At 69.3% G+C, this 16,246-nt stretch carries 15 protein-coding genes; 4 read left to right on the top strand and 11 right to left on the bottom strand.

Features of this window, described 5'->3' with window-relative positions:
• The first annotated feature begins 28 nt into the window (after positions 1–28).
• Positions 29–541 (top strand): hypothetical protein, encoded by a 513-nt coding sequence (locus ACFY36_RS42275; protein WP_499751561.1) that lies wholly within the window; start codon positions 29–31, stop codon positions 539–541.
• A gap of 45 nt (positions 542–586) precedes the next feature.
• Here the strand turns inward: ACFY36_RS42275 and ACFY36_RS42270 are convergent, their stop codons facing one another.
• From ACFY36_RS42270 to ACFY36_RS42250, 5 genes are all read right to left on the bottom strand, one after another.
• Positions 587–1,507, bottom strand: a complete 921-nt coding sequence (locus ACFY36_RS42270) for a DUF4240 domain-containing protein (protein WP_499751560.1) — start codon at positions 1,505–1,507, stop codon at positions 587–589.
• Positions 1,508–1,547: 40 nt separating this feature from the next.
• Positions 1,548–2,327 carry a DUF4118 domain-containing protein gene (locus ACFY36_RS42265; RefSeq protein ID WP_499751559.1) on the bottom strand — a complete coding sequence of 260 codons (780 nt, stop codon included), beginning with the start codon at positions 2,325–2,327 and terminating at the stop codon, positions 1,548–1,550.
• 112 nt (positions 2,328–2,439) lie between these two features.
• Positions 2,440–3,255 carry a MetQ/NlpA family ABC transporter substrate-binding protein gene (locus ACFY36_RS42260; protein WP_499751558.1) on the bottom strand — a complete coding sequence of 272 codons (816 nt, stop codon included), beginning with the start codon at positions 3,253–3,255 and terminating at the stop codon, positions 2,440–2,442.
• 12 nt (positions 3,256–3,267) lie between these two features.
• Positions 3,268–3,924, bottom strand: a complete 657-nt coding sequence (locus ACFY36_RS42255; RefSeq protein ID WP_499751557.1) for a methionine ABC transporter permease — start codon at positions 3,922–3,924, stop codon at positions 3,268–3,270.
• Positions 3,921–4,886, bottom strand: coding sequence for a methionine ABC transporter ATP-binding protein (locus ACFY36_RS42250; protein ID WP_499751556.1), 966 nt, complete (start codon positions 4,884–4,886; stop codon positions 3,921–3,923). The genes ACFY36_RS42255 and ACFY36_RS42250 overlap by 4 nt, the downstream gene beginning before the upstream one ends.
• A 178-nt stretch (positions 4,887–5,064) precedes the next feature.
• Here ACFY36_RS42250 and ACFY36_RS42245 point away from each other — a divergent pair, with 178 nt between their 5' ends.
• The 3 genes from ACFY36_RS42245 (at position 5,065) to ACFY36_RS42235 (ending at position 9,034) form a co-directional block, all read left to right on the top strand.
• Positions 5,065–5,706 (top strand): hypothetical protein, encoded by a 642-nt coding sequence (locus tag ACFY36_RS42245; RefSeq protein ID WP_499751555.1) that lies wholly within the window; start codon positions 5,065–5,067, stop codon positions 5,704–5,706.
• Between the two features lie 94 nt (positions 5,707–5,800).
• Complete coding sequence (locus ACFY36_RS42240; RefSeq protein ID WP_499751554.1) at positions 5,801–8,041, top strand: catalase; 2,241 nt, start codon at positions 5,801–5,803, stop codon at positions 8,039–8,041.
• Between the two features lie 693 nt (positions 8,042–8,734).
• Complete coding sequence (locus tag ACFY36_RS42235) at positions 8,735–9,034, top strand: HNH endonuclease (RefSeq protein WP_499751553.1); 300 nt, start codon at positions 8,735–8,737, stop codon at positions 9,032–9,034.
• A 399-nt stretch (positions 9,035–9,433) separates the two neighbouring features.
• Here the strand turns inward: ACFY36_RS42235 and ACFY36_RS42230 are convergent, their stop codons facing one another.
• The 6 genes from ACFY36_RS42230 to ACFY36_RS42205 all read right to left on the bottom strand — a co-directional run bounded on the left by ACFY36_RS42230 (position 9,434) and on the right by ACFY36_RS42205 (position 16,071).
• Positions 9,434–10,501, bottom strand: a complete 1,068-nt coding sequence (locus ACFY36_RS42230; protein WP_499751552.1) for an FAD-dependent monooxygenase — start codon at positions 10,499–10,501, stop codon at positions 9,434–9,436.
• A 50-nt stretch (positions 10,502–10,551) separates the two neighbouring features.
• Positions 10,552–11,607 (bottom strand): tartrate dehydrogenase, encoded by a 1,056-nt coding sequence (locus ACFY36_RS42225; protein WP_499751551.1) that lies wholly within the window; start codon positions 11,605–11,607, stop codon positions 10,552–10,554.
• 5 nt (positions 11,608–11,612) lie between these two features.
• Positions 11,613–13,193 carry an SLC13 family permease gene (locus tag ACFY36_RS42220; RefSeq protein WP_499751550.1) on the bottom strand — a complete coding sequence of 527 codons (1,581 nt, stop codon included), beginning with the start codon at positions 13,191–13,193 and terminating at the stop codon, positions 11,613–11,615.
• Positions 13,194–13,237: 44 nt separating this feature from the next.
• Positions 13,238–14,200 carry an ArsR/SmtB family transcription factor gene (locus tag ACFY36_RS42215; protein ID WP_499751549.1) on the bottom strand — a complete coding sequence of 321 codons (963 nt, stop codon included), beginning with the start codon at positions 14,198–14,200 and terminating at the stop codon, positions 13,238–13,240.
• 338 nt (positions 14,201–14,538) lie between these two features.
• Positions 14,539–14,865 (bottom strand): DUF3817 domain-containing protein, encoded by a 327-nt coding sequence (locus tag ACFY36_RS42210; protein WP_499751548.1) that lies wholly within the window; start codon positions 14,863–14,865, stop codon positions 14,539–14,541.
• A 102-nt stretch (positions 14,866–14,967) separates the two neighbouring features.
• The gene (locus ACFY36_RS42205; protein WP_499751547.1) at positions 14,968–16,071 is read right to left on the bottom strand and encodes a ScyD/ScyE family protein; all 1,104 of its coding nucleotides are present in this window, start codon (positions 16,069–16,071) and stop codon (positions 14,968–14,970) included.
• Between the last annotated feature and the right edge of the window lie 175 nt (positions 16,072–16,246).

Here is a 16,246-nt window from a genome sequence, read left to right as displayed (position 1 = left end):
GCGGCCGGCACAAGGAAGGACGTGACATTTGACGGACAAGCAGCCCAATCCCGCGGCCTCGGACTTCGACGCGGCCATCTGGCACCGCCAGGACATGCTCAGCGATCTGCGGGATTGGATCGAAGCCCTGCCCGGCATCGACACCAGCGGCTACATCACCAACATCAACGAGGCCGAGACCGGCTCCACCGTGCTGGTGTGGCACGGTCCGCCCGACCGCGTCCAGCAGCAGATCAGGGACGAAGCTCGCCGCCGGCGCATTCCCCTCTCGATCGAGCAGCGCAAACACACCATGGCCGCTCTCGAAGGGGCTGTCGATCGGCTCTGTGCCATCAGGCCGGGCACTGGCGTGTTCCAGAATTTCCAGGTCAGCGCGCTCGCCGCCTTCGACATCGACTTCGACGGGGTTGTCGTCATCGGCGAGTACACGCGGCCCCCAGCCGAGGACGTCTCCGCAGCGGACGCTGCACTCGCCGGGGCGATCAGCGCCGAAACCGGCGTAGCCGTGGCAATCGAACACGGCAAGTTCGAACTTCTGTGATCAGCGCAGTGCGGGGCGAGCGACGGCCGTCGCCGCTGCGACAGCTCAATCGGTGACGAATTGTCGCCAGAAGGCGGCGTCCTCGGCGTCGGGGTGGGCGCGGACGTAGTCGATGATGTCGTCGATGCCGATGGGCTCGCCGCGCATAGCCCGTTCCTCGAGCTCGGGCGGCAATATTTGCAGCTCGTCGCTCGGGACCGGCTGGAAGGACTCCGGCGGAAGATCGCCGGCCTCGGGCGCGGGCAGCGGCGGCAGCGGGCCCAGGCCCAAATGGTCGCGGGCCATGTCGAGCAGGCCGCGCATCTCGTCGACGGCCAGTGTCAGCAGCGCCTGCGCATCGTCGGACGGGAACGGAGCCGGCACGCGGGTCAGCAGGATCCGGAGGCGCTTGCGGCCCTTCTTGACGTCCACTTCCGGTGGTTCGGCCAGCGTGAGCCACAGCTCCAACGACGGCAGTCCGGCCGGCGCCCACCACCGCCGCCAGGCCGGGTCGGCCCCCACCCTCGCGACGATCTCGTCCAGGAAGTCCGGGTAGGCGCGGGGCACCCCGCCCGGCACAGCGTCGCCGAACGCCAGCGTCAGCCACGGCTCCGGGCCGGCCGGATCGTCGTCGTGCTCCCACAGCATGCCGGTCGCCTGCTCGTACGCGCGTGGCGCCACGGTGAGCAGCAGTTCCGCCTCGTCGTCGGCGAAGCCGGTCAGCCGGTCCGGCGTCTGGAGGACCTTCTCGTACGCCTCCTGCCCGGCCGCCACGACCGCGCACCGCACGTAGAGGAACACGTCGTCGCTCACCGTGTGCGCGGCGGCCAGGTGGGCCGGGGTGTCCAGCGCCGCCAGCAACGCGTCGAGCCGCTCGGCGAAGCCGGTGATGTCGGCCTCGGGCCGCTGCGCGAGCCGGTCCACCACGGGGCCGAAATCCGGGCCCGGCGTCTCCGACAATTGCCAGAACGCTTCCTCGCCGATCACAAGCAGGAGCATATTCGCTGGTGGCGGCCAGCGCGGCAGGTCACCGGCCGGGTGACGGCGTTTCGTCCCGCTCGCCGGGCCGAGGCGATGGCGGCCGGCGCAGCGCCGCGGCGACCTGGTCGGCCAACGTCACCGCGACGCGCAGCTCGTCCATGGACGCGGGTGTATGGGCCGTCGCGCGCAACATGTACCGCCCGTGGACCTGCCCGGCGCTTTCCACCAGCAGCTCGGTCTCCGGCGGCAGGCCGTCGTGCGCGACGTCGATACGCTTGCCGCGCCAGACGATCTGACCGTCGTGCCGCAGCCGTGCCGGTTGGCCCGCCCCGGCCACGCCGGGCTCGTACCGCGCCTCCCGAAGGTGGAGAGTCCCGGCCAGTTCGGCGGCGACCTGTTCGATCACGGCCTGCGCCGGGCCACCCGCCGCGCTCGCCCGTGCGGCTGCGTGGATGCCTTCGAGATACGCCGCCTCGCGCGTGGCGGCGGACGCCTGCCGGCGACCCCAGACCGCGAGCTCGGTGACGGCGACACCGACGGCCAGGAGCAGGAAGAACGTACGGACGTCGGACCGGCCCGAGATGTCCAGCTGGAGATAGGGCGGCGCGTAGAAGAAGTTGAACCAGACACCGGCCGAGGCGGCGGCCAGGTAGCCGGCGGGCCGGCTGCCGAAGGCGGCCACGCCAACCACGGCGACGACCAGCAGCAACGCGACCTGCGTGTTCTGCACATCTCCACGGAACGGCACGAGCGCCGCCGCGACCCCGAAGGGCACGACGATCGCAAGCCCGACGGCGAGCCGTGTCCGGGTGAGCCAGGTGCGCACTCCCCGACTGTATCGATCGGAACGACTGCCGCCTCTGTATCACCGCTCACATGCCAGTGGGCGTACGGAAAAGCGCCGGACCGCCACGCAGCCCGGCGCTTTTCAGAACCGGTCAGAAGGCCGGCAGGACCGAGCCCTGGTACTTGTCGGTGATGAACTTCTTGACCTCTTCGCTGTGCAGGAGCTTCTCCAGCTTCTGGACGCGCGGGTCGTTCTCGTCGCCGGTGCGGACGACGACCAGGTTGGCGTACGGGTTGTCGTCGCCGGACTCCAGGGCCAGCGAGTCGGTGGCCGGCTTGAGGCCGGTCTCGATGGCGTAGTTGCCGTTGATGACCGAGATCGCCGTGTCCTCGAGGCTGCGGGGCAGCTGGGCCGCCTCGAGCGCCTTGAACTTCAGGTTCTTCGGGTTGGCCGTGATGTCCTTCTCGGTGGCCTTGACACCCACGCCGTCCTTCAGCGTGATCAGGTTGTTCTTGGCCAGCAGGCTCAGCGAGCGGCCCGAGTTGGACGGGTCGTTCGGGATGGCCACGACGCCGCCGTCGGGGATCTCGGCCAGGCTCTTGACCGTCTTGGAGTAGACGCCCAGGGGCTCGATGTGCACCGGCTTCAGCGCCGTGAACTTGTAGCCCTTCGACGCCACCTCCTCCTCCAGGTACGGGATGTGCTGGAAGTAGTTGGCGTCGAGCTGCTTCTCCTTGAGGGCCACGTTCGGCTGGATGTAGTCGTTGAACTCGACGATGTCCAGCTTGAGGCCCTCCTTGGAGGCCAGGTTGTCGGCGACGTACTTGAGGATCTCCCCGTGCGGGACCGGGCTGACGCCGACCTTCAAGGTGTCGGAAGAGGCTTCCGAGGAGGAGTCGGAACCGCAAGCGGCCAGCCCCAGCAAGAGGGAAGCGGACGCTACGAGGGCGGTGATGGAGCGGCGCACGAGAGAACCTTTCTATTTGTGGGAGAGCCGGCGGACGACGAGATCGCCCGCCATCTGGACGAGTTGGACGAAGACGACGAGCGCGGCCACGGTCGCGACCATGACCTCGGTCTCGAAGCGCTGGTAGCCGTACCGGATGGCCAGGTCGCCGAGCCCGCCGCCGCCGACCACGCCGGCCATGGCCGAGTAGCCGACCAGCGCGATGACCGTGATGGTCAGGCCCGCGACCAGGCCCGGCCGGGCCTCGCGGAGCAACACCTTGCCGACGATCTGGGTGCGGGTGGCGCCCATCGCGGTGGCCGCGGCGATGACGTCGCCGGGTACCTCACGCAGGGCGGCCTCGACGATGCGGGCGAAGAACGGGATGGCGCCGATGGTCAGCGGCACGATGGCCGCGTCGGTGCCGATGGTGGTGCCCACGACGGCCCGGGTGAACGGGATGACCGCCACGAGCAGGATGATGAACGGCAGGGACCGGGCGATGTTCACGATCAGGCCGAGCACGTTGTAGAGCGGCGGCGCCGACAGCAGCCCGCCGGGCGCGGTGAGCACCAGCAGCACGCCGAGCAGCAGCCCGCCGATCGCGGTGAGCACGGTCGACACGAAGACCATCCAGGCGGTCTCCTGCAGACCCACCCAGAGCAGGTCGAAGACCTCGGACCAGGTCATGCCACCACCTCCACCTGGGCGCCGGAGGAGCGCAGGAACTCGATCTGGGGCGCGGCGTCGCCGGACAGGGCCAGCCGCCACCGGCCGGCGCGGGTCGCCGCGAGGGTTTCGACGGAGCCTTCGAGGATCCGGAAGTCGAAGCGCCGGGCCAGACCGGTGAGGGGCGCGTCGGCGTCCGCACCGCTGGCGGTGACGTCGACAACGGTTTCATCGGGCGCCGTGGAACGGGCCGCCAGAGGGAACAGCCCGTGCGCCAGCTCCGAGCCCTCGCGGTGGAGGAGCTCGGCGACCGGGCCGGACTCGACGAACTTGCCGTCGCGCATGACCGCGGCCGAATGGCAGATCTTCTTCACGACCCCCATCTCGTGGGTGATCAGCAGGATCGTGAGGCCGAGCCGCTGGTTCAGATCGAGCAGCAGCCGCAGGATGGAGTCGGTCGTCTCGGGGTCGAGCGCGGAGGTGGCCTCGTCCGACAGCAGGACCTTGGGCCGTGCGGCCAGCGCCCGGGCGATGCCCACGCGCTGCTTCTGACCTCCGGACAATTGCGAGGGGTACGCCTCCTCGCGGCCGCTCAGGCCCACGAGGTCGATCAGCTCGGACACGCGGGCCTTGCGCGCGGCCCGCGACTCGCCGGTGACCTCGAGCGCGAACGCGATGTTGCCGGCCACGGTCCGCGAGGAGAGCAGCGCGAAGTGCTGGTGGATCATCCCGATGCCGTGCCGGGCGATCCGCAGCCGCTTGCGGTTCAGCGCGGTCAGGTCGACCCCGCCGACCGTGATGCGCCCCTCATCGGGCCGTTCCAGCAGGTTGACGCAGCGCAGCAGCGTACTCTTGCCGGCGCCGCTCTGGCCGAGCACGCCGAAGACGTCACCCTCGCCCACGGTGAGGTCGACGCCGTCGACGGCGCGCACCTCACGCCCGCGGCTCCGGTAGGTCTTCCGGAGTCCCGTTATCTCGATCAAGAAGAAGCACCCTTAAAACCTAGATATCCCATAGGCTGATGGGACATCGACAGACCATAGCGACGTTGCGCGCGCGAGGAAAGCCGGTGTAACGACTGTCACGAGCCTGATACCTGACCGTCACCTACGCACAGCGACGACATAGGGACCGCACAGGCGCCGCGCCTACCTTCGGGTCATGGCACTCCTGGTTCTGGCGCTGCTGTTCGGAGTCGGCGCGGTTCTCCTGTTCTCCGGCCGGCGCAACACAAGCGGACAAAAACACAACGCGCTCAGCGACGCGCGGGCCGAGGCCCAGCGCTGGTACGAGCGTCTCGGCGGCCAGCTGGTCAACCTGAGCAGCGACGATCCGGCGGCCCGGCAGGCGCTGGTCGACGCGGCCGAGCGCCACCAGGCGGCCGGCGGCCAGCTCGCCCGGGCCGAGACGCCGCTGCAGTTCGACATGGCGCGCGAGACGGCGCTGGAGGGCCTGGCCTACGTACGGGCGGCCCGCCTCGCCATGGGCCTGGACCCCGGCCCCGACCTGCCCTCGGCCACCCGCAACACCGGCACGCTCAGCGACGATCGTCAGGTCACGGTGCAGGGGCAGACCTTCTGGGCCGGCCCGCAGGCGAGCTCGCAGACGCCGTACTACTACCCCGGCGGCTACGTCGGCGGACGCCCGGTTCCCGCGGGCTGGTACTCGACGCCATGGTGGAAGACCGCGCTCGCGGCCGGCGCCGGCGCTCTCGGCGGCATGATGATCTTCGACGCGCTCTTCGACCACCACGGCCCGCACGGATTCGGCGGCGGCCCCGGCGGTTTCGGCGACTTCTTCTAAAGGTCTTGACTGGTTCCAGTTCCCGTTTATCGGCTCCGGACCCGGGTACCCGGGTGGCGTCGCAATCCGCCACCTTCCGGAGGATCTACGCAAAATGGCAGCCAGCAAACCGATCAAGAAGATCAAGGAAAAGGTGGCCGAGGCGCTGACCCCGCCGGTTCCGGGAGCGCCCTCGAGCGCACCCCCGACCGTCGCGGAGCCCACCACGCCTGTCGAGCCGCTGCCCCCGAAGAAAGAGCACGGTGCGCCGGACACCCGTACACCCACCGGAGCCGAAACCGGCGCACCCGCCGAAACCAAAGGCCAGCAGGGCGCCTATCTGACCACGGCGCAGGGCGCCCGCCTGCGCGACACCGACCACTCGCTCAAGGCCGGGCCGCGCGGCCCGATCCTGATGCAGGACCACCACTTCCGCGAGAAGATCACGCACTTCGACCACGAGCGGATCCCCGAGCGCGTCGTGCACGCCCGCGGCGCCGGCGCCCACGGCACGTTCGTCGGCTACGGCACCGCCGAGGGCGTCACCCGGGCCGGCTTCCTGAAGAAGGGCAAGGAGACCGACGTCTTCGTGCGCTTCTCGACGGTTCTCGGCTCGCGCGGCTCGGCCGACACCGTGCGTGACACCCGCGGCTTCGCCACGAAGTTCTACACCGACGAGGGCACGTTCGACCTGGTCGCCAACAACATCCCGGTCTTCTTCATCCAGGACGCGATCAAGTTCCCGGACGTCATCCACGCCGGCAAGCCGCATCCCGACCGCGAGATCCCGCAGGCGCAGAGCGCGCACGACACGTTCTGGGACTTCGTCTCGCTGCACACCGAGGCCCAGCACCACACCATCTGGAACATGTCCGACCGGGGCATCCCGCGCTCGTACCGGACCATGGAGGGCTTCGGCGTCCATACGTTCCGGCTGGTCAACGACGCCGGCGAGACCGTGCTGGTCAAGTTCCACTGGAAGCCCAAGCTCGGCGTGCACTCGCTGACCTGGGAGGAGGCGCAGATCGCGGCCGGCGTCGACCCCGACTTCCACCGGCGCGACCTCTACGACGCCATCGAGTCGGGCGCGTTCCCCGAGTGGGAGCTCGGCATCCAGGTCTTCCCGGACAATCCCGAGGAGACGTTCGCCGGCATCGACCTGCTCGACCCCACCAAGATCGTGCCGGAGGAGCTCGCGCCGGTCCAGCGGGTCGGCAAGCTGGTGCTGAACCGCACCCCGCGCAACTTCTTCGCCGAGACCGAGCAGGTGGCCTTCCACCTCGGTCACCTGCCCCCGGGCATCGACGTGACAAACGATCCACTGCTTCAGGGGCGGCTTTTCTCGTACGTCGACACGCAGCTCACGCGCCTCGGCGGCCCGAACTACTCGCAGATCCCGATCAACCGCCCGCACGCCCCGGTCAACGACATGCTCCGCGACGGCTTCCACCAGCACGCGGTCCACGCCGGCGTGGCGCCGTACCGCCCGAACTCGCTCGACGGCGGCAACCCGTTCACGGCGGGCGACAAGGAGCAGGCCTTCCTGGACGTGCCGGTCCGGGTAGCCGAGGCACCCAAGATCAGGGAGAATCCGGCCTCGTTCGACGACCACTACAGCCAGGTGCGCCTGTTCTGGCTGAGCATGTCGCCGGTCGAGAAGGAGCACATCATCCGGGCGTACACCTTCGAGCTGGGCAAGTGCTACGAGCAGGCGATCAAGGAGCGCCAGCTCCAGTCGCTGGCCAACATCGACCCGGTGCTCTGCGCGGAGGTCGCGACCGGCCTGGGCCTGCCCGCCCCGAAGCCCACCATCGAGCTGATCGACCCGCAGCCGAGCCCCGCCCTGTCGCAGGTCGGCGCGGAGTGGCCGCCGGACGGCCGGATCGTCGGCATCGTGGTCGGCCCCGACGGCACCGACATGCCGGGCCTGGCCGAGGTCCGCGAGACGATCCAGGCGGCCGGCATGGTTCCCTTGATCATCGCCCCGCACGGCGGCAAGGTGGGTGGCCTGGCGGTGCAGCGCACGTTCGCCACCGCCCGCTCGATCGAGTTCGACGCGATCCTCGTGGGAGCCGCGCCCGTCCCGGCACCGGACGCGATCCCCGCCCGCGACGACAAGGCAGGAGCCGCAGCCACCTCGGTCGACCCGCGCGTGGTCCTGCTCCTGGACGAGGCATGGCGCCACGCCAAGGCAATCGGCGCCTGGGGCGAGGGCGTAGAGGCCCTGGCCTCAGCCGGCATCACCGGCACTCCCGGCGTCGTCACCGCCGAGTCCGGCGCGGCCGCCCTGACCCAGGTCCAGCAGCTGATGGCCGCCCACCGGGTGTGGGAGCGCTTCCCGGCCACGGTCGCCTGAGCTTCAGGGCACACCGGATTCACTTGCACGAGCACCGGCCCGACTCCCCTCGGGCCGGTGCTCCCTTATTTCTCCCGCGGTCCGCTACTGGCTTCAGCATCTCGACTCCGATGGCGCGCCGGCAAAACTGTCACACCCTTGAGGTAGGACAGAGCAATGACATGCAGCATGCCGAACTGCGGGAAGCCACGGTACAAAACGACCTCATCCTGCTACGAGCACTACTTGCTGCGCACCCGGTGCGAAGTGGCAGACTGCGAGCGCTTACCGATACGCGCCGGCAAAAGGTGCTTCGTACATCAAGAGAGTAAGATCACGGGCCCTGCGAAACCTTGCCCCGGGCCGGAGTGTAAGCGTCGGGCGACCGCAAGAGGCCTATGCGGCGCTCACGCCAAGCAACGGCGGAAAGGTCAGGAGCTTCGGCCTTTGAGAGAAACTTGGTACCAACCCTACTGCAGCTTCGAAAACTGCGGCAGGCCGCATTTAGCCATGGGATATTGCTCTACCCACTATCAACAACTACGCGCAGGGAAGCCGCTCCGATCGATTCCCACCGACAACCGGCGCGGGAAAGCCCCTCGACCACCTTGCGCCTTCAACGGCTGCGAGCGTCTGGCCCGAGGACTCAGCGGCAAAATGATCTATTGCGCAGGCCACCATTCGCAGGTTTTAGCTGGCCAAGATCTTCGGCCGTTGTTCGAAAGCAAAGTAAGCGCCGGATATGTGAATGCGTACGGCTATCGGATCGTCGGCGTCGGCGGTCGCCAAGTCATGGAGCATCGCCTCGTGATGGAGCGCATGATAGGAAGGCCGCTGGAACCATACGAAAACGTTCATCACCTGAACGGCGAGAAGCTCGACAATCGGCCGGAGAATCTTGAGCTCTGGGTGACACGACAGCCGCGCGGTCAGCGCGTAAGTGATCTCATCGCGTTCGTGCTGAAACACTATCGACCCCAGTTGAACGAGCAGCTTAAGGGCACGGGTCAGTAGCGAGCGCCAATACCTGGCGGTGGCCGCGCCGGAAGCACCATGCCATCACGGAGTGAAAGGGCCGTCAGTTCTTGTAGAGGCGCCGGTGCCACCATGGCAGCGGGTCGCCGGCCCAGTTGTTCTGGGGCTGGAGTTGGGAAGAGTGCGGCGGCGGAACTCCTTGTCGAGGTGGCTCAGCAGGCGGCGCATCTCGGCGCGTGCGGGGATGGACGCCCTGTTCGACAGCCCTGACGGCGTCGGCCGCGGCTGGGGACAAGCCCTCGATCGGGCCGCCCGCTTCGCGGGTCCACTGGCGGACGGCACGGCCGGCGGCTTGGTGGGTGGCGCGGATCGCGCCCGGCCGTCTACGCGGCATGACCCTTTCGGTTGATCGTCATGGGGCGATTTTGGCACAGCCGGTCAGCGCAGTGGGCCGTAGGCGGCCTTGTACGAGATCGGGCCCATCAGCGGGAGCATCGCGTTGCGGAGGCGGATCGGGAGGCCGGCCACCTTGGAGAAACGGTCGGTGGCGGCCTGCACGTGGGTGACCCGGTCGCGGCGGCGCTCCTCGTAGCGGGCTCCCACCGAATCCCAGGCCCCGTCGGCCAGCAGGTCGGCGAGCTCGATCGCGTCCTCCATGGCCAGTGCGCCGCCCTGCGCCCAGACCGGGGCCGTGGCGTGGGCGGCGTCGCCGATCAGCACGCAGCGGTCTCGGTGCCACGTCGGGATGCGGACCTCCTCGATCGGCGAGTGGTACAGGCGGCCTGGGCTGTCCAGGACCGCTCGCACCTTCTCCGGGTAGGCGCCGAACGTCTCCCGCAGCCACGACGGGTCGGGGTCGACCGGGCCTCCCCCGGTCGCCGAGGCGAAGACGTACACCTCGGTGTCGTCGACCGGGATCAGCAGGAACGCGCCCTCGGCGCCCGACCACACTGTGAAGCAGCCGACGCCCGGGTTCGGGGCCATGAAGCGCCAGCTGGCCCGGCTCAGCATCGCCGAGCGCATGCCCGCGGTGCCGAACACCTGCTCGCGCACGCTCGAGTGCACGCCGTCGGCGCCCACCACGAAGCCGTAGCGCCGGCCGCCCACTCGCGCGCCCGATGCCTCCAGCTCGACCGGGCCCACCTTTTCGACCGTGCGGGAGATGTCCTCGCCGAGCAGCGCGTGCAGGTCGGACCGCCGTACGCAGCGGGGGCGGGCGTCCGGGCCCCAGAACTCGTCCTCGTCGACCGCGAACAGCACGCGACCGGTCGACGACCGGTATTCGCGGCGGCGGGTCGGGCGGCCGATCTTCTCCAGGCCGGCCCGCAGGCCCAGCGCGTGCAGCGCCGCCACCGCGTTGCCGGGCAGGTTGATGGCCAGGCCGCCGTCGCCGGCCCGCGGGTCACGCTCCACCAGCTCGAACGGCACCTCCCGCTGCCGCAGGGCGTGCCCCAGCGCCAGGCCGGCTATCCCGCCGCCGGCCACCAACACCGCGTCGTCAGTCATCACTCTTTCCTCCCCCGGATCCCGCGAGGAAGGTACCGTTCTGTCGGAGATCAGCCCAGAAGGGCAACCAGCGATGAGACGACGGACGCAGTGTCGCCGGTGCCGCCCAGGTCGCGGGTGCGGGTGTCCGGAGCCATGAGCGAATCCTCGATCGCGGACATCATGTCGGCCGCGGCCGCCGCGTGGCCCAGATGTTCCAGCATCAGGGCGGCCGACCAGACCGCTCCGATCGGGTTCGCCACGCCGTGGCCGGCTATGTCGGGGGCCGAGCCGTGCACCGGCTCGAACATGGACGGATACGTGCGGGTCGGGTCGAGGTTGGCCGACGGGGCTATGCCTATGCTGCCCGCCACCGCGGCCGCCAGGTCGCTGAGGATGTCGCCGAACAGGTTCGACGCCACGATCACGTCGAACCGGGCCGGGTTCAGCACCAGCTTCGCGGCCAGCGCGTCGATGTGCTCGCTGTCCGTCCGTACGTCGGGGAACTCCGCCGCGACCTCGGCCACCACCTCGTCCCAGAACGGCAGCGTGTGGACTATGCCGTTGGATTTGGTGGCCGAGGTGACGTACGAGCCGCGGGTCTGTGCAAGCTCGAAGGCGAACCGGGCGATGCGGGTGACGCCGGGCCGGGTGAAGACGGCCTCCTGCACGGCGAACTCGTCGGGGAAGCCCCGGTTGAGCCGGCCGCCGATCTCGCTGTACTCGCCCTCGACGTTCTCGCGGATCACCACGAAGTCGACGGCGCCCGGCTCGGCGTCGCGCAGCGGCGACCGCACGCCCTCGAAGACGCGGATCGGCCGCAGGTTGACGTACTGCCGGAACGCCCGCCGGATCGGGATCAGCAGGCCCCACAGCGACACATGGTCGGGCACGCCGGGCCAGCCGACCGCGCCGAGCAGGATCGCGTCGTAGGGGCGCAGCCGTTCGATGGCGTCGGCCGGCATCATCTCGCCGGCGGCCGCATAGCGCTGACAGGACCAGTCGAATTCGTCGTACGCCAGATCGATCTTGTGTTTGGCCGTGACCGAATCCAGCACCTGCCGGGCCGCCCAGGTCACCTCGAGGCCGATGCCGTCGCCGGGTATCACCGCTATCCGCTGCGTCATCGGGGTCACCCGAGCCCGACCACGGCCACCATGAGCGGCAGCAGCAAAAGGATGAGGAGGGCGCCGAGGACGTCGAACGAGGCCCCGGACCGGATCATCGTGGTGATCGGGACGACGCCGGAGCCGTAGACCACCGCGTTCTGCGGCGTGGAGACCGGCAGCATGAAGCCGAAGGACGCCGCGAAGGTGGCGGCCAGCGCCGGCACCAGCGGGTTGACGCCGGCCGCGACCGCGATCGGGATGATGATCGGGACGACCACGGCCGCCGACGCGGTGTTGCTGGTCGTCTCGGAGACGATGATGGCCAGCACGACGGCGAACGCGGTGATGGCGAACGCGCTGCTCAGGCCGAGCGCGTCGGCGCTGGAGGTGCCGATCCGCTCGGCCAGGCCGGTGTCGGCCAGCAGCGAGCCGAAGATGATGCCGGTGCCGAACAGCACGATCGTGCCCCAGTCGATGCGCTGGGCGTCACTCCAGTTGAGCGTGAACTCGCGCTCGCGCCAGGAGGTGGGCAGCAGGAAGAGCAGCGACGCGCCGAGCACGGCGACCACGCCTTCGTTGAGGCGGCCGCTCACCACGTCGTACACCTTCGAATCCGTGCCCGAGACCACGGCCACGACGCCGGGGAAGATCCAGAGGGCGACCGTGACCACGAAGGCGATCACCGTGTTGCGCTCGGCCGGGCTGAACTTGCCGAGCTGGGCCCGCTGCTCGGCGATGTACTGCTCGACGCCCTCGATCTTCCGGACCTCGGGCTTGTTGAGCAGCAGCAGGATCACCGCGAGGATGACGAACATGCACAGGCAGATGGGCGCCGCGATGGCCATCCACTGCGCGAACGAGATCTTCTCGCCGGTGGCCTCCTCGATCAGGCCGCGGCCGATGAGGTTGGGCGGGGTGCCGACCGGGGTCAGCAGGCCGCCGACGCTCGCACCGTAGGCCAGCATCAACATCAGCGCCGCGCCCACCCGCAGCCGGGTCGGGTCGAAGCCCTCGCCGACCAGGCCGCGGTCCTGCATCATCTTGGCGATCACGGCCAGGATGCCGAGCGCGGTCGGCAGCAGCATGGCGACCGTCGCGGTGTTCGACACGAAGGCCGACAGCAGGCAGGTGATCACCCCGAAGGCCACGATGACCCGGACCGTGGAACGGCCGATGCCGGGCAGCGACAGGATGCGGAACGCGAACCGGCGGGCCACGCCGTGCTTGAGCATGGCCTGGGCCAGGATGAAGGCGCCGATGAAGGTGAAGACCGTCGACGAGCCGAACGGCGCCAGCACGTCGGCCGCCTCGGCCACGCCGAAGACCACGATCAGGCCGACGCCGATCAGGCCGCCGACCGGGATCGGCACGGCCTCGGTCACCCACAGGATGATCACGCCGAGCAGGACGCCGGCCAGCACCTGCTGGCTGGGCGGGATGCTCAGCGGCAGGGCCAGGAAGACGATGGTGACGACCGGGGCGAGGAAGAGGCCGACCGTGCGGCGGCCGCGTTCGAAGCGTTCCTCGGCCGGTGACAGTTGCTGTTCACCCAGACTGCGGTACGTGGCCCCACCGAGCAGACGTTTCTCGACGTCGACGGCCATGTCGCCTCCTTCGCGTGATTCACATCACTCGATGGTAGGCGTCGTCAGGGCAGGTCGCTCAACAGGGCGTTACCCAAAGGGGTGAGCGTGTGCACCACGGCCTTGCCGGCCCGGCTCGTGGTGATCAGGCGGGCCTCGCGCAGCACCGCCGTGTGCTGGCTGACGCTGGCCGCGCTCACCCCGACCCGGCGGGCCAGCTCGGACGTGGTCCGGGGGTCGGAGAGAGATTCCAGAAGGCTTGTTCTCGTACGCCCGATCAGCGCGGCCAGGCTCGTCGCCTCGCCCGGCGCCCGCAGCGTCAGGTCGTGCTCGACCGGATAGACCAGCACCGGCGGCAGCGACGTGTCGCGCAGGACGTCGGGCGTGCCCCACGACAGGTAGGACGGCACGAGCAGCAGGCCGCGCCCGTCGAGGTGGATGGTCTGCTCGAACGGGACATCGGCCTCGAGGACCGGCGGCTCCCAGCGCAGCTGCGGGCGGAAGCTGTCGAGCAGGCCCTCGGCGCCCTGGTCGAGCAGCACCCGGGCCCGCCGGGAACGCTCGGCCTCGATCTGGGCCCGGGCCGTGTCCCAGAAGGGGGCGACGGCGGAGTCGTACTGCGACCGCAGAGCTCCGGCCAGCCGTTCCAGTGTGGTCCGGTCACCGTCGGCCAGCCGGGCCATCCAGGGCGGGGTGGGCCCGCCGGCGCGCACCAGCTCGCGCATCTCCTCGCGCAGCCGGGTGGCCGGGGTGGAGAGCACGGCCTCGAGAGCGGCCGGCAAACCCTGGGCGCCCTCGGCCGGGGTGAGGAAGTCGGGGTAATAGGCGCCTCGGACCAAGGGCAACAGCAATTCGAGGTCCGTACGCCGGCTCGCCCGCAACGCGTGGTCCCGCCAGCGCCCGTAGATCAGCTCGGGACCGGGCCGGCGCAGCCGCCAGACGCTGAAAATGGTCTCCCAGAGCGGATCGGGCTCACCGGCGATCCGCACGCGCCCGACATCCTCCGGCGTGAAGTGAATCCGCAACACGTCGGCCCGCCCCCTTGGATCTCAGGCGGCGATTCTATCCGGCGGTGGAAAGCACGACAAAGGGCCGTACGTCGCCCCGGAACGCACGGTGGAGAACGGGTGTCGCCACGAGCGGGTCACGGTTTTGGCGGGATACGCACCCCCGATACCGGCATATCCGTTATTGCCCAGGCCCGTCGACCGGCTCGTGGGCGACCCGGCGTCATGACCTTGCATGGGAGCGCGCCCGCCGGGCAACACGTTTAATGCGTCGCTGAAAGGATCGCGCTCTCCCAGCCGTTCAGCGAGCCATTTAGCGGACTATTGCCGGTTTCGTTCCTACGCCCTTTTCGACCGGATCAAGCGGCCTGCCGGATTTCGCCGGCGCCGGCCCCGGCCGGGCGGCGCTTGGCCACCCAGCGCTCGAAGATGAGCGACGTGAAAGGCGGGATGGAGGCGGCCAGGCCGGCCAGGGTGCGCAGCAGGGACCAGCGCTCGGCGCGGGCGGTCCAGATCGCGGCGGCGATGTAGACGACGAAGAGCAGGCCGTGCACCCGGCCGAAGATGTAGACGCCCAGGTCGGTGGTCTCGGTGACGCGCTTGAGGTACATGCCGACGAGCAGGCCGGCCCAGGAGAAGGCCTCGGCCACGGCGGCGATTCGGAAGATCTTGTACGGGGTGAACACGGTGTTCGATCGTACAGACGCAGCTGCCGGGGTGACTTGTCGTCACCCCGGCAGCCGGGGGCGGCGCCGGTCGGAGAGGCGCGCCGCTCCTGTGGAGGGCCCTTAGTGGAAGGCCTTCGGGCTGACCTGCACGAGGCGGCCCGCCTTCTTGATGCCCACGAAGCTCGCCGTGCTCCACGCGGTGGAGTAGAGGCTGCCGTTGGCGTACTCGATGCCGGTCGGCATGGTCACCTGGGCGTGCGTGACCTTGCCGTGCTGGATGCGGGTGAGGCGGCCGACCTTGGACGGGTCGAAGCCGGGCGGCGGCGTCGGCCCGGCGGGCATGCCGTAAAGCACCTCGGAGGCGTACAGCGTGCCGTTGGGCGCGACCGCGACGCCGGTCAGCGACGTGAAGCCGTGCCAGACCTTCAGGACGCGGCCGGTGCGACCGTCGAGCTTCCAGATGGACGACGCTCTCGGCTTCTCTGCGCCCAGGGTGGACACGTAGACGTACTTTCCGCTGGCCACGACGCCGGTCGGCACCGAGTCACAGCCCTTGGTGCCCGGGTTGGCCTGCGCGTCCGGCTTCAGGCATTCCTTCGTGCGCGGGTTCGGCGGGACGAAGAAAGTTGAGACCTTTCCCGTACGCGGATTGACGCGCAGAACATCATTCGCCCCGCCGTCCGCGACCAGCAGTCCCCACTTCGTGGAAGTGATGCTGAACGGGTTGGAAAGAGCGTCGTACGGCTTGCCCTTGGCGTCGAATTGCTTCTGCCTGTCCGGGTTGTGCTTCAGTTCATACTTCAGCAGATCGGCCAGGACCCGGACATTCTTGCCGTTCTTGTCGGCGACCAGCACGGTGGCCGGCTTGTATTTCGACGGCGGCGGCGGAGGCCCGTCCGGCGCCGGCCCGCCCAGCGCGATGTAGATCCGGCGGCCGTCGGTGGTCACACCGGACGGTGACGGCAGCTTCGAGATCAGCGTTCGCTGACGGCCGTTGTGCAGGTCGACCGCGGTGATCTCGCCGGAGTCCCCCTCAGCCACCAGCGCGTGGCGTGACGACGTGACGTCCAGGCCGAACGGCCCGTCGAGACCTTTGGTGATCGTCCGGATCGGCGGCGGGCCGTGGTGGCCACCGCCTCCGGCATAGGCCGGAACGCCGGCCAATACGGTCACCAGGCCGGTCGCGGCGGCCGCCGACGCGGTCAGCGCGTGCGTGAATTTCATCCCTGTCCCCCCGACAGATACGCTCGCTATTCGGTGATTTCCGATAACACTTTTCAACGCACCCGGTAACGGCGCAACCATCCGATCGGCCGAGTGAATGGAGAAATCGGCCTCCCCAATTCGGGTGCTTTTCTTGATCGTTTCTTTTGATGTCAGATCTTGTGCAGCGGGTCTA

Source organism: Actinoplanes sp. NPDC000266 (assembly GCF_042899005.1).
Classification (GTDB): Bacteria; Actinomycetota; Actinomycetes; order Mycobacteriales; family Micromonosporaceae; genus Actinoplanes.
Note: the sequence above shows the minus strand (reverse complement) of the source record. Positions and strands in the feature narration are given on the sequence as shown.

What these genes read in the sequence shown, in the direction of transcription:
- ACFY36_RS42255 (WP_499751557.1), bottom strand. Translation starts at nt 3,924, where the DNA reads ATGACCTGGTCCGAGGTCTTCGACCTGCTCTGGGTGGGTCTGCAGGAG.
- ACFY36_RS42245 (WP_499751555.1), top strand. Translation starts at nt 5,065, where the DNA reads ATGGCACTCCTGGTTCTGGCGCTGCTGTTCGGAGTCGGCGCGGTTCTC.
- ACFY36_RS42240 (WP_499751554.1), top strand. Translation starts at nt 5,801, where the DNA reads ATGGCAGCCAGCAAACCGATCAAGAAGATCAAGGAAAAGGTGGCCGAG.
- ACFY36_RS42230 (WP_499751552.1), bottom strand. Translation starts at nt 10,501, where the DNA reads ATGACTGACGACGCGGTGTTGGTGGCCGGCGGCGGGATAGCCGGCCTG.
- ACFY36_RS42225 (WP_499751551.1), bottom strand. Translation starts at nt 11,607, where the DNA reads ATGACGCAGCGGATAGCGGTGATACCCGGCGACGGCATCGGCCTCGAG.
- ACFY36_RS42220 (WP_499751550.1), bottom strand. Translation starts at nt 13,193, where the DNA reads ATGGCCGTCGACGTCGAGAAACGTCTGCTCGGTGGGGCCACGTACCGC.
- ACFY36_RS42205 (WP_499751547.1), bottom strand. Translation starts at nt 16,071, where the DNA reads ATGAAATTCACGCACGCGCTGACCGCGTCGGCGGCCGCCGCGACCGGC.